The sequence below is a fragment of the Arthrobacter sp. zg-Y820 genome (genome assembly GCF_030142155.1).
Lineage (GTDB): Bacteria > Actinomycetota > Actinomycetes > Actinomycetales > Micrococcaceae > Arthrobacter_B.
Genome location: NZ_CP126247.1, coordinates 2,847,738 through 2,860,572 on the forward strand (window position 1 = coordinate 2,847,738; position 12,835 = coordinate 2,860,572).

Consider the following 12,835-nt stretch of genomic DNA (forward strand, 5'->3'; position numbering starts at 1 on the left):
CTTTTTCTTGTTGTTTCTAGCGTCGAACGATGGAGCGCAGCAGGCGCAGGGCAACCGAGAGGGAAGCCATGTCGTCGTGCTCGAGCTTGTTGACATCTTCGAACATCACCCGGGCGCGTTCCAAATTGTCGGCGTTCTGGTCTTCCCACAGTTCAACCCGCTTCAGCGGGTCCTCCCCCGCCTGTCCGACCGTGGCCTTCAGCGCTGCCACCGTCATGTCGGCCACGGTGGAGTAGAGGTCATCACGCAGGGCTGCCCGTGCGAGGGCCTGCCAGCGGTCGCCGCGCGGCAGCTTCGTGATCCGTTCCAGCAGGTCGTCAATGCCGAACCGCTCGTAGAGGGCAAAGTACACACCGGCAACGTCTGCCGCCGGTTCGTCCACCCGCTTCGAGGCCAGGAGGGCGACGTCCAGCAGGCCGAAGCTCTCGAACAGCTCGGCCCAGTAGACGCAGAGCTCTTCGGGAACCTGCCACTCGCGCGAGCGTTCCAGCTCGGTGCGGTACCGTTCCTGGTCCGCTCCCTGCAGATAATCCAGCAGGTTCTCCCGCAGCGGACCGATGATCGGCTTGAACGCTTCGATGTCCTCCTCGATGGAGCTGCCGCGCCCCACATGGTTGACGAACCAGCGCACGGCGCGGTCCAGCAGGCGGCGCATGTCGAGGTGGATGGTCGTCCAGTGTTCCGTGGGGAAGCTTGCCGGCAGGTCGTTCAGGGCCTGCACCGCGCCGTCGATCTCGTAGATCTCGCGCAGGGCGGTGAACGCACGCGCCACCATGGACTCGGTGGCGGACGTTTCCTCGATCACGCGGAACGCGAAGGTAATTCCACCGATGTTGATGATGTCGTTCGCCACCATCGTGGAGATGATTTCCCGGCGCAGCGGATGGGTGTCGAGCTGGTCGGCGAACCGCTCCACCATCTGCTTCGGGAAGTACCGGCGCAGGGTGCCGCTGAAGTAGGGATCATCGGCCAGGTCGGAGTTGGTCAGCGCCTTGGTCAGTTCGATCTTGGCGTAGGCGGCCAGCACCGACAGTTCCGGCGAGGTGAGGCCCTCGCCCGCTGCCACCCGGGAGCGGAGCTCGGCGTTGGTCGGCAGCGCCTCGAGCTCGCGGTTCAGGTCGGCGTGCTTTTCAAGCCAGTCCATCAGCCGCTCAAAGCTGGGGCTCCACTCGATCACGTGCCGGCGGTCGTTGAGCAGGAGCATGTTCTGGTCCTTGTTGTCCTGCAGGACCAGGCGGCCAACCTCATCGGTCATGGAGTGCAGGAATTCGGCGCGCTCAGCCGGATCGAGGCGCCCGGCAGCAACCATCCGGTCCACGAAGATCTTGATGTTGACCTCGTGGTCGGAGCAGTCAACGCCGGCCGAGTTGTCGATGGCGTCGGTGTTGAGGATGACGCCGGCCCGGGCAGCCTCGATGCGTCCGCGCTGGGTCATGCCCAGGTTTCCGCCCTCGCCGATCACCTTGACCCGCAGGTCGCAGCCGTCCACGCGGATCGCGTCATTGGCCTTGTCCCCCACCTCGGTGTTGGTCTCCGTGGAGGCCTTCACATAGGTGCCGATGCCGCCGTTGTAGAGCAAATCGGCCGGTGCCTTGAGGATGGCCCGCAGCAGATCCGGCGGGCTCATCTTGGTTACGGATTTGTCCAGGCCCAGGACCTCGCGGACCTCCGGGCTCAGCGGAATGCTCTTGGCCTGGCGCGGATAGACTCCGCCGCCGGTGCTGATCAGCGAGGCGTCGTAGTCGGCCCAGGAGGACCGGGGCAGTTCGAACAGCCGGCGCCGCTCCGCATGGGAGAGGGCCGGATCCGGGTTCGGGTCCAGGAAGATGTGCCGGTGGTCGAAGGCCGCCACCAGCTTGGTGTGCTCGGAAAGGAGCATGCCGTTGCCGAACACGTCTCCGCTCATGTCGCCCACGCCGACGGCCGTGAAGGACTCGGACTGCGTGTCCACGCCCAGCTCGCTGAAGTGGCGCTTGACCGATTCCCAAGCGCCGCGGGCGGTGATGCCCATGGCCTTGTGGTCATAGCCCACGGAGCCGCCGGAGGCGAAGGCGTCACCAAGCCAGAAGTTGTATTCAGCCGACAGCTCGTTGGCAATGTCGGAGAAGGAGGCCGTTCCCTTGTCCGCAGCAACCACCAGGTAGCTGTCATCGCCGTCGTGGCGCACGACGCGCTGCGGCGGCACCAGCTGCTCCTCGCCGTCGTCGGACAGCACCAGGTTGTCGGTGATGTCCAGCAGTGCGCGGATGAAGGTGCGGTAGCTTGCCTTGCCCTCTTCCATCCAGGCGGCACGGTCCGCGGCGGGATCGGGCAGCTGCTTGGCGTAGAAGCCGCCCTTGGCCCCGGTGGGCACGATGACGGCGTTCTTCACCGTCTGTGCCTTGACCAGGCCGAGGATTTCGGTGCGGAAGTCCTCTCGGCGGTCGGACCAGCGCAGACCGCCGCGTGCGACCTCGCCGAAGCGCAGGTGCACGCCTTCCACCCGCGGGGAGTAAACCCAGATTTCGTATTTGGGCCGCGGGAACGGCGCGCCCTCGATGGCCGCGGTGTTCAGTTTGAAGCTGACGTACGGCTTTTCCTGGTAGAAGTTGGTGCGCAGGGTGGCGTTGATCAGGTTCGCGACGGTCCGCAGCACCCGGTCGGCGTCGAGCGTGGGTACCTGCTCCAAACCGGTTTCGAGGGCCTCCCGGGCTTTCTCTTCCGCGGCGTTGCGCTCCTCCTCCGACAGGTCGGGGTTGAAACGGGACTCGAACAGGCCCACCAGGGCGCGCGCCACGTCCGGGTTGCGCCGGAGCGTGCCGGCAACAAACCCGTAGGAGTTGGTGTTGCCCAGCTGGCGCATGTACTTGGCGTAGCTGCGCAGGATGACCACCTGGCGCCAGGAAAGTCCCAGCTCCAGGATGAGCCGGTCGAAGTAGTCGGATTCGCTGGCGCCGGAGGTGCCGGCGCGGAACGCCTCGGCCAACAGTGAGCCCGTCTTCACCGGGTCCATGCCGGCCGGGTACTTCAGCCCCAGGTCGTACAGGTAGAACGAGGTGCCGTCTGCCCTGCTGATTTCAAAGGGACGCTCGTCGAGAACTTCCAGGCCGAGGTTGTGCAGGATGGGCAGGATCTGGGTCAGGGAGCGCGGCTGCAGCAGGTACAGCTTCAGCCGCGCGTCTTCGCCGCCGCTGCGGCGGGACGCTTCCGGCACGTAGACGAAAAGTTCGGGGGCAGAGTCCGGAGCCGAGACGCGGGCTTCGAAGCGGGCGATGTCCTCGAGGGCATCTTCAACCTCGTAGCTGACGCGGTAATCGGCGGGGAAAGCTTCAGCCCACAGGGCCGAGAGTTTTCCGGCCTGCTCCCGGTTGAACTTGGAGCGCAGGACTTCGCCGATGCCTTCGCTCCAGGAGCGGGCCGCCTGGACCAGGCGCTGCTCCAGCGCGCCGGCATCCAGCTCCTCGATTTCGGCGCCGCGGGGCAGCCGGATCCGGAAGAAGATCCGGGCCAGGGCCGACTCGGTCAGCCGCGCCTCGAAATCAATCGATTCGGCATTGAAGCTCGACCGCAGCTCGTCCTGGATGCGCAGCCGCACCGATGTGTTGTACCGGTCCCGCGGCAGGAAGACCAGTGCAGACATGAAGCGGCCGTACACGTCGGGGCGGAGGAACAGCCGGGTGCGGCGGCGCTCCTGCAGGCGGAGAATGCTCCGGGCAGTCTCCAGCAGGGCGTCCACGTCAATCTGGAACAGCTCATCCCGCGGATAGGTTTCCAGGATGGAGAGCAGGTCCTTGCCGGAGTGTGAATCGGCGGGGAAACCCGCCCGGCGCATGACGTCGCGGATTTTGTCCCGGACGATCGGCACGTTGCGCACCGAACCGGTGTAGGCACCGGTGGAGAAGAGCCCGATGAACCGGCGCTCACCGTTCACGTTGCCCTGCGCGTCGAAGCTCTTGATGCCGATGTAGTCAAGGTACGCCGCTCGGTGAACGGTGGAGCGGGAGTTGGCCTTGGTGATGACCAGTGCGCGCTTTTCGCGGGCCTTCGCCCTGCCTGCGCTGGTCAGGTGCTGGACCCGGCCGGCCACGGAGGCACGGCTCAGCAGTCCCAGTCCCTTGTCTTCGCTGACGCGCAGGACGTCCTCGCCGTTTTCGTTAATGAGGTCGTATTCGCGGTAGCCCAGAAAGGTGAAGTTGCCGTTGTCCAACCAGGACAGCAGTTCGCGGGCCTGCTGCAGGTCGGGGATGTCGCCGGCGTTCGCGGCCTCGCCGAGGGAACGGGAAACCTCGTGGACCTTGGCGCGCATGGCGGGCCAGTCCGTAACTGCCAGCCGCACATCCTCAAGGACCTTGCGCAGCCCTTCGGTGAGCTCATCCCGCCGTGTTTCGTCGGGGAGGCGTCCGATCTCAACGGAAATCCAGGACTCGATGCGGGTGGTTTCATCCTGCCGCCCCAGCAGGGCTGACAGATTCGGCAGTGCCGCGGTGTCGCCGCTGGAGACCCCGGCGGCAGCCGGCACGCGGTGCACGGCCTGCAGTTCTCCGCTTTCCCGGTCGCGGCTGACCAGGAAGGTGGGATGCACAACGAGCCGGATCGCGGCATTTTGCCGGACAATTTCCGCTGTCACGGAATCCACCAGGAACGGCATGTCGTCGGTGACGATCAGGACTACGCTGGCATCGCCCTGATCGAAGACGGATACGGAGGCCTGGCCCTCGGGCCGCAGCGACCCCAACGCACGGTGACGTTCGGCCCTTTCGCGCAGGGTTGAGCGCGGATATCCGTCTGCGTCTTCCCCTGCCAGATGCTCGTAGTAGTTCCCTGTGAATTCGTCCAGGGAATCGTCGGTACCTGATAGATCCGGAATACGGGATCCAGACGACATGTAATACGCCTCCGTTATAGCCTTCTTACCTCCCGCTTCTTTGCGGTTGGCCTCACTCGAGCCTATCCCGCAAGAATGAAAAGGTCACTTTGCAGCGGACATCACCCGCTTGGAACGGCGCCGGGAGGACACCCTGACGTTGGCGAGCGCAGCGATTGCGTGCCGAAGGGGCGAGGACGGCGCCGTTTCCAGCAGTGCGGAACCCGCAAGCAGTGCGGCGTCCACGGTGGAGAAGTCAGCGGGCAGGAACGCGGTAACCGGTATTCCGGGTCCGAACCTCTCCCAGGCATCACTCAGCTGCCGCTCCGGGGAGCGCCCGACGGCGGCGGAACGGACCTTGTTCAGCACCACCTTGGGTGCCGAGCCCGGTACTGCCGCTTCCAATTCGGCGAGCGCCCGGACCAGTCGTGGAACGCCCACCGAGTCTGCCGCCCCGACGGCATACACGGTATCGGCCAGTTCCAGGGCCCGCAGCGTGGCGCCGTTCCGGCGCGGCGCCAGGGTGTCGAAGCTCAACTCCTCATCGGCTTCCAAGCTGAATCCGCAATCTATGACGATCAGGTCGGCCACCTTGCGTGCCTGCTCCAGGACCAGGCCCAAGGCGGTGGGTCGCAACTCGATCCAGCGGTCCGAGCGCGTGATCCCGGTGAGCACCAAGAGCCGCTGCCCTTTCAGCGACACGCTAAGCGTGCTGCGGAGCAGTGACTGCGGGTCGAGCAGGCCCTGGTCGGCCAGCCGGCAGGCCTGGGCCACGCCTGCGGATTCGTCCAGCAGCCCCAGGCTCGCGGCGACGGAGGATCCATAGGTGTCGGCGTCAACCAGCAGCACTGTCTTTCCGTCCGCTGCGGCTTCCGCTGCAAAGTTCACGGCCACCGTCGTTCGTCCCGGCGCGCCCGTCGGCCCCCAGACTGCGACAACGGTTCCCGCAGCCCGGATGTCATCCCCGGACTCCTGTCCCCGGTCGCCGTCCTCTCCGCCGTCGGTCCTGGCGTTGGTCCTGCCGGCGGCAGAGTCGCCCCGCCCCGCTCCGCGGTCGGGGGCTCCGGCGGCATCGAGCGACCAGGTGCGCAGTGCTGCCGAGGGATCGGCCAGCAGCGTGGAGGCACTGCGGCCGTCCATCCGGCCCACTGCGTCTGACACCAGGTCCGAGAGCAGTTCGGCGGCGGATCCGCGGGGAGCGTGGGCGATGCTCAGCGCATCGAGGCGCTGTTGGGAGCCTTCCTCATCCGCCAGCACGAGCAGGGCCACGCCGGTGGCGGCAAGACGCTCGGCAAGGGCGGCGGTGACCTCGCCGGCGTCGTCGGCCACGATCGCCGCCCGGGCGATGCCGCTCTGGCAAGCTGCGATCAGTTCTGACAGCTCGGCGCAGCGGCGGACCACAGTGACCGGCCCGTGAAGTCGCTCCAGGTCCCCGACCAGGTTGGTGACACCGTTGCCCACCGTCACGACCGGAATATTCATGATCCTGCACCTGGATTCAGGACCACGGCTATTTTGGCGCCGTTCGACTGGGCGCTAAGGAGTCCGGCCAAGTCGTCGTCCTCCACCAGGACCAGGAGCTGCGTGGACCGGCTGGCACCCAGCACCGACTCGTCGACCGTAAGTTCTGAGATTTCGGCAGCGGTAAGGATCTGCTGTGGTTCCTTGAAGCCGTTGCGCTCATTCGGCAGCGCCACCCAAACGTCAACCCGCGACCCCGCTTCGGTTCCGCTCGGAAGAATGTCGTCGACACGCAGTCCCACCGGCTTCCGGTCCAGGTCATCCGCGGTGCCGAGGTCGGTGCGGGCCACCAGCTCGCCTTTCCGCAGCAGCCCCGACGCCACGGCGTTTTCAGGTATTCCCTCGGCCGCAGGCAGGTAGGAACCGGAGACGTCACCCAGCCGGACGGGAACCACGGCGAGATCCTGGGCGCTGACCGATGAACCCACCGGAATGTTCTCGTCAACGACGAACACCTCAGTGGTTTGGTCCGCGGAGCCCACGAGTGCAACGACGCCCGCGGTGGAGGCCAGCACCAGCATTATGCCGAGCAGCAGGCGCGGATCTTTCCACGACGGTTTTTTCAGGCGCGGTGCGGACGGCTGCACGGTTGTAGTGAGACTCATTTTTCCCCCTGGTAACACCGGAGTCCGGGGCTGCATGGCACCGGACGGGCAATCGCTGCCATTGTTGACCACAATTCGGCGGAAGGAAACGGTGATTTTTCGGAAACTTCAAAGTGTGGATAACTTCGCCGGTCCGGCTGCCGGAGTGGGAGACTGAATGCGACAGTGCGTCGGATGGATCCGGCGGATGGATAGGGTGGATGGATGTTGAGGTGGATACGTGGGTGAGAAGCGGTTCCTGACACTGGCCGATGTCGGCGAGGTGTTGAACATATCCTCGTCACAGACATACGCCCTGGTGAGGTCGGGGGAACTCCCAGCCATCCAGATTGGCGGGCGGGGGCAGTGGCGGGTGGAATCCCGTGTCTTGGAGGAATTCATCGCCGACGCCTATCGCCGCTCTGCTGCCGTACAGCGCGACGACGCATCCGAAAGGGCCGCCTCCGAGCAGTAGCCCCGCTGGTTTCCCGCCTGGGCGCTGCCCGTGACTTGCTTATTTCCCGCCTGGGCGCGCTTATTTCCTGCTAGGGCGCTGCCCCCTGCCGAGCCGATTTCCTGCACATTTCCCGCCTGGGCGCTGCCCGTGCCGGCCCGCGCCCAATCGTTAGACGGCCGAGCAGACCGCCGCCACCGCTCGCAGGGGGACGGTGAAGACTCCGCGGACGTTGCCTTGCCGCCGAGGTTCGCCGCGGGGAGTCAGCGACAGTTCGAAAAAATCCTTTCCGACCCGGTCTACGCTGCCATCCAGGGCAGAGGCGGGCGGCTGCCCTGCCAAGTACACCTGCACGGCCGCGCGGTCACGGGACAGGCCCCGCAGCGCGGACGCCAGCCCCAGCCGTGCCGCTGGTGCATCCACTGTGGAAAAGCGGTCCATTCCGCCGATCAGCACCACGTGGTCAAGCGCAATGACCGACGAGCGCCGTTCACCGTCCAAGCCGATCCACCCGCGGCCCACATGGCTGAGTTCCCCTTCGAAGGCCCCGCATGGACCGACGTCCACCTTCAGGTACCGTCCGGTCTGGCTGTGCAGCCGGCCCGCCAGGTCCATGCCGGCAAAATCGGTCCGAAGCCGCTCGGAAACCTCAGCGTCCTGCACCAGCTGGTGAGCAGAGGCCATTTGGGCCTCCATGTCGGCAAAAAGGGCGTCCCATCGCATGTGCACAGGCTAGCCGCTGCTCTCCGCACCTACTACCACGGGCCCAGGCAAACAATCTCAAAATCACCCTAGACACCGGGGCAACCGCACTGTAGACAAGTCCCACCAAACGATCTAGAAGCCATCAAACAGCGTTATCCATTATCAAACGGCAACAAACTGCATCAAACTGCATCTTTCCGGCAGCGAAATCCACCGATCGGTAGCGGCGGACCGGGCCGCCGAGGTGGATAGATACCCAGGATGAAGGAGACGCCGCGTGGACAAGGCTGGCGCCCGAGACGAAGGAGGACCCGAATGAAACACCTGCTGCGGGACCTCCTCGTTCTGGGTGCCGGAATCGCCGCCTCCGCCGTCCTGCTGTGGGCCGGGCTGGCGACGCTGCCGGATTCGGTAAGCCTCCTCCAGGGATCGGTGTCATCCCTGCAGGGGCTGGCGGGCTTCGCTGCCGCTGCGGCGGGTCTTCTCATCGCCCTTTGGTGGAGTCTGGGGCTGGTCCTGGCCGTCCTATCCGCCCTGCTGCAGAAAGCCGGACATGCGGCAGCCGCTGCAGCTGCCGGCGCCTTGGCTCCCGCCTTTATGAAGCGACTCGCTGCCGCTGCCATCGGCCTGAACCTCGTGGCCGGCGCCGGTGCCGCCCAGGCAGCCGATCCGTTGCCTGCGAATCCGGGGCAGAGCGTCTCCATGCTGCAAAACCCGCTGGATGCCGCGGTGCATCCCCAGTGGAACCCCACACTGGTGCTGCCGGAACGCGGCTTGGGTCCGGCAGGCACCGGAACGGTTGCCGGCAACTCAGCGGAGCCGTCACCCACTGACAGTCCGGCGAATCCGCAGTGGAAGCCTCGGGCGCAGGAAGTGACGCCAAACGTTTTTATCCGTCCCGGACGCACCGATGCATCCGGGCGGGCAGTGGTCCGCTCGGGAGACTCCTTGTGGAGCCTCGCCGCCGAACAGCTTGGCCCTCTAGCCACGGACGCTGAAATCGCTGCCCACTGGCCGCGCTGGTACGAACGGAACCGGGACGTTATTGGCGCTGACCCGGACCTGATTCTGCCCGGCCAGATCTTCGCGGTGCCCGAAGTGCCCGAAGTGCCCCGCCAATAACGAAGTCTCCAACCTCGCGCAGCACCCGGGCACCGGCACTGCTGCTGCAGTGCGCCTTGCCCCGGCGTTTCACCGACCGTGCCTTCGTCATACCTCCGGTACCGCCGCTCATTCCACAGCGGACTTCCAGGAAAGGACAGCACCATGACCACCGTCATTACATTTCCAGTCCAAGAGGCAGCGGACGAGCTGGCCACCGCGTCGGGGGCTCCGCGTCCGCTCACCGTGCACCGCATTCCGGTTACAGGCTATTCGCCGGCCGGAGCTCCACCGGTCAAGCTGCGCCCCCGGCAGCCCGCCCCGCAGGCGGCTAAACCCGCCGATTCCAGCCCGGCGACGCAGGACCAGGCTCACTGGCACAGCACCCCTGAGGACGACGCGCGGGTGAACGCCATAGCCCGGTCCGTCACCCAAGCGGCGCTGGAAGTACTCGGCGGAACCCGGCCGCTTCAGCAGATGGCCCGGTGGCTCGATCCCCCGAGCTTCGAGCGTCTGCAGCTGCGCGCCAATCTGGTCCGCAGCAGGGAACTGGGTGCCGCAGGAGGGACCGGGTCCAGGGCTGGAACCGGGGCAGCCGCCAGGCAGGGAACGCGCACGATGCCGGTGCGCCTGCACCGGCAGGTCGTGATCCGCTGCTGCCGAATCTGCCCCGTCTCGGAAGGCATCTACGAAGCATCGGTCGTAGCGGCCGAACAAAGCAGAGTCCGCGCCGCGGCTCTTCGTATAGAGCTGCGGCGCGGACTCTGGAAGGTCACGGCCCTGGAGATCGGTTAGATCCCGTTACTGCGGAGCACGGTTACTTGCGGCGCTTGGACTTCTTCGGAGCCGCATTCGGCGTCTTTCGACCCTGGGCATCCGCAGCCGGTGCAGAACCCGCGGTCTTGGCTGCGCCTGTCTTGCCGCCGGCTTTCGCCGGTTTGGCGGATGCAGCCCGCTCCACCCGGGTCTCCACGCCGCCTTCGGTGTTGGGTGCAGAGAACTGCAGGCTCGCGGGACGCTGCGGTGCTTCAAGACCAGCAGCCGTGATGGTCGGCTGGCCGACCACACTGCGGCCGTCCTTCAGACCGGCAAGAGCCGGAGGAACGTCAGCGGCCGGCGGGTTCACCTTCACTTCTGCGTTGAACAGGTAGCCAATGGACTCCTCGCGGATGGCTTCGGTCATGGTCTGGAACATGACAAAACCTTCGCGCTGGTACTCCACCAGGGGATCGCGCTGCGCCATGGCGCGCAGGCCAATACCCTCCTTGAGATAGTCCATCTCGTAGAGGTGTTCCTGCCATTTGCGCCCGATCACGGAGAGCACTACGCGGCGCTCCAGTTCGCGCATGGCGGGAGCGCCCAGCGCGGCCTCCCGTGCCTGATAGGCCAGCTTCGCGTCGGAGAGGATTTCCTCCTGCAGGAATTCCCGGGTGACCTTGGCGCGTCCTCCGGCTTCGTCGACCACTTCGTCAATGGTCAGGCCCACCGGGTACAGGGTCTTGAGGTTGGTCCACAGCTGCTCGTAGTCCCAGTCGTCCCCGTGCCCCTCGGCAGTGGCTTCGTTGACGATTGACGTGACAACGTCCTCCAGGAAGAAGCCGATTTTCTCCTGCAGATCATCGCCTTCCAGGATCCGGCGGCGGTCGCCGTAGATGGCTTCGCGCTGGCGGTTCAGGACGTCGTCGTACTTCAGGACGTTCTTGCGCTGCTCGGCGTTCCGGCCCTCGACCTGCCCCTGGGCATTCTGGATGGCTTTCGAGACGAGCTTGGATTCCAGTGCGACGTCGTCGGGCATGGACGAGCTGTTCATGATCCGCTCGGCGGCGCCTGAGTTGAACAGCCGCATGAGGTCGTCGGTCAGCGACAGGTAGAAGCGTGACTCCCCCGGGTCTCCCTGACGGCCGGAACGGCCGCGGAGCTGGTTGTCGATGCGGCGGGACTCGTGCCGTTCGGTGCCCAGCACGTAGAGGCCGCCAAGGTCAATGACTTCCTGCTGTTCAGCGGCCACGGCCTTGCGTGCCTTTTCGAGGGCGTCCGGCCAGGCGGCTTCGTACTCATCCGGGTTCTCGCTCGGATCCAGTCCCCGTCGTTCCAGTTCGGAGATGGCATTGAACTCGGCGTTGCCGCCGAGCATGATGTCAGTGCCTCGGCCGGCCATGTTGGTGGCGACGGTGACGGCGCCCTTGCGTCCGGCCTGGGCCACGATGGCAGCTTCACGGGCGTGGTTCTTGGCGTTAAGGACCTCGTGCCGGATGCCGGCCTTGGCCAGCTGCTTGGAGAGGTACTCGCTCTTTTCGACGCTGGTGGTGCCCACCAGGATCGGCTGGCCGGCGGCGTGGCGCTCGGCAATGTCCTGGACGACGGCGTCGAACTTGGCGATTTCGTTCTTGTAGATCAGGTCCGGCTGGTCGATCCGGGCCATCGGCCGGTTGGTGGGAATGGGCACCACTCCGAGCTTGTACGTGCTCATGAACTCGGCCGCTTCAGTCTCAGCCGTTCCGGTCATGCCGGCGAGCTTTTCGTAGAGCCGGAAGTAGTTCTGCAGCGTCACCGTGGCCAGCGTCTGGTTCTCGGCCTTAATGGTCACGCCCTCTTTGGCCTCAATGGCCTGGTGCATGCCCTCGTTGTAGCGGCGTCCGGCGAGGATGCGTCCGGTGTGTTCGTCAACGATCATGACTTCGCCGTTGAGGACCACATAGTCCTTGTCCCGCTTAAACAGTTCCTTTGCCTTGATGGCGTTGTTCAGGAAACCGATGAGGGGCGTATTCGCCGACTCGTACAGGTTGGAAATGCCCAGGTAGTCCTCGACCTTCTCAATGCCGGATTCCAGCACGCCCACGGTGCGCTTCTTTTCGTCCACCTCGTAGTCGGTGTCCAGGACCAGGCGCTGCACTACCTTCGAGAACTCGGTGTACCAGCGGTTGACGTCGCCGCTTGCGGCTCCGGAGATAATGAGCGGGGTCCGGGCCTCATCGATGAGGATGGAGTCCACTTCATCAACGATGGCGAAGTGGTGGCCGCGCTGGACCAGTTCGGCGGCGCTCCAGGCCATGTTGTCGCGCAGGTAGTCGAAGCCGAACTCGTTGTTGGTTCCGTAGGTGATGTCCGCGTTGTACTGCTCTCGGCGGACTGCGGGGTCCTGGTTCGACAGGATGCAGCCACTGGTCATGCCCAGGAAGCGGAAGACGCGGCCCATCAGGTCCGACTGGTACTCGGCCAGGTAGTCGTTGACCGTCACGATGTGCACGCCTCGCCCGGTCAGCGCGTTGAGGTATGCGGGAGCGGTGGCGACGAGGGTCTTGCCCTCACCGGTCTTCATCTCGGCGATGTTGCCCAGGTGCAGGGCCGCGCCGCCCATCATCTGGACGTCGAAGTGGCGCATGCCCAGCGTGCGGCCGGCAGCTTCACGGACTGCGGCGAAGGCCTCCGGGAGCAGATCGTCCAGGCTCTCGCCGTCGGCGTAGCGTTCCTTGAAGCGGTCGGTCTCGCCCCGAAGTTCGGCGTCGCTCATGCCCCTGTACTCGTCCTCGAGCACGTTGATCGCATCGGCGTAGTTGCGCAGCGTCTTCAGCGTCTTCTTATCGCCTGTACGAAGAACCCGTTCGAGTAGTGATGCCACTGATTTGC

General features: G+C 65.5%; 8 protein-coding genes. 3 read left to right on the forward strand and 5 right to left on the reverse strand.

Annotated features, from left to right (window positions below; genetic code table 11):
* Positions 1–16 precede the first annotated feature (16 nt).
* From QNO08_RS12900 to QNO08_RS12910, 3 genes are all read right to left on the reverse strand, one after another.
* Entirely contained in the window at positions 17–4,864 is a 4,848-nt protein-coding gene (locus QNO08_RS12900) for an NAD-glutamate dehydrogenase (RefSeq protein ID WP_229965108.1), read from the reverse strand.
* Positions 4,865–4,948: 84 nt separating this feature from the next.
* The gene (locus tag QNO08_RS12905) at positions 4,949–6,325 is read right to left on the reverse strand and encodes a CpaE/TadZ family protein (RefSeq protein WP_229965107.1); all 1,377 of its coding nucleotides are present in this window, start codon (positions 6,323–6,325) and stop codon (positions 4,949–4,951) included.
* Positions 6,322–6,969: a CpaB family protein gene (locus tag QNO08_RS12910; protein ID WP_229965106.1), complete on the reverse strand. Its 648-nt coding sequence runs from the start codon at positions 6,967–6,969 to the stop codon at positions 6,322–6,324. The genes QNO08_RS12905 and QNO08_RS12910 overlap by 4 nt, the downstream gene beginning before the upstream one ends.
* A 220-nt stretch (positions 6,970–7,189) precedes the next feature.
* Between QNO08_RS12910 and QNO08_RS12915 the strand changes: the two genes are divergently transcribed.
* Positions 7,190–7,423, forward strand: a complete 234-nt coding sequence (locus QNO08_RS12915; protein WP_229965105.1) for a helix-turn-helix domain-containing protein — start codon at positions 7,190–7,192, stop codon at positions 7,421–7,423.
* Between the two features lie 150 nt (positions 7,424–7,573).
* Here QNO08_RS12915 and QNO08_RS12920 read toward each other — a convergent pair whose 3' ends face one another.
* Positions 7,574–8,086, reverse strand: a complete 513-nt coding sequence (locus QNO08_RS12920) for a hypothetical protein (protein ID WP_284155601.1) — start codon at positions 8,084–8,086, stop codon at positions 7,574–7,576.
* 336 nt (positions 8,087–8,422) lie between these two features.
* Here QNO08_RS12920 and QNO08_RS12925 point away from each other — a divergent pair, with 336 nt between their 5' ends.
* Both QNO08_RS12925 and QNO08_RS12930 read left to right on the forward strand, forming a co-directional pair.
* The gene (locus tag QNO08_RS12925) at positions 8,423–9,229 is read left to right on the forward strand and encodes a LysM peptidoglycan-binding domain-containing protein (RefSeq protein ID WP_229965103.1); all 807 of its coding nucleotides are present in this window, start codon (positions 8,423–8,425) and stop codon (positions 9,227–9,229) included.
* A 144-nt stretch (positions 9,230–9,373) separates the two neighbouring features.
* A complete protein-coding gene (locus QNO08_RS12930; RefSeq protein ID WP_229965102.1) occupies positions 9,374–10,003 on the forward strand; it encodes an Rv3235 family protein in 630 nt (209 codons plus the stop codon).
* Between the two features lie 22 nt (positions 10,004–10,025).
* Here the strand turns inward: QNO08_RS12930 and secA are convergent, their stop codons facing one another.
* Positions 10,026–12,827, reverse strand: coding sequence for a preprotein translocase subunit SecA (gene secA, locus QNO08_RS12935; RefSeq protein ID WP_229965101.1), 2,802 nt, complete (start codon positions 12,825–12,827; stop codon positions 10,026–10,028).
* Positions 12,828–12,835: the final 8 nt, after the last annotated feature.

Excerpts from the sequence above, each read along its gene's own strand:
- QNO08_RS12900 (WP_229965108.1), bottom strand. The coding sequence starts at position 4,864 with ATGTCGTCTGGATCCCGTATTCCGGATCTATCAGGTACCGACGATTCC.
- QNO08_RS12905 (WP_229965107.1), bottom strand. The coding sequence starts at position 6,325 with ATGAATATTCCGGTCGTGACGGTGGGCAACGGTGTCACCAACCTGGTC.
- QNO08_RS12910 (WP_229965106.1), bottom strand. The coding sequence starts at position 6,969 with ATGAGTCTCACTACAACCGTGCAGCCGTCCGCACCGCGCCTGAAAAAA.
- QNO08_RS12920 (WP_284155601.1), bottom strand. The coding sequence starts at position 8,086 with ATGGCCTCTGCTCACCAGCTGGTGCAGGACGCTGAGGTTTCCGAGCGG.
- QNO08_RS12925 (WP_229965103.1), top strand. The coding sequence starts at position 8,423 with ATGAAACACCTGCTGCGGGACCTCCTCGTTCTGGGTGCCGGAATCGCC.
- QNO08_RS12930 (WP_229965102.1), top strand. The coding sequence starts at position 9,374 with ATGACCACCGTCATTACATTTCCAGTCCAAGAGGCAGCGGACGAGCTG.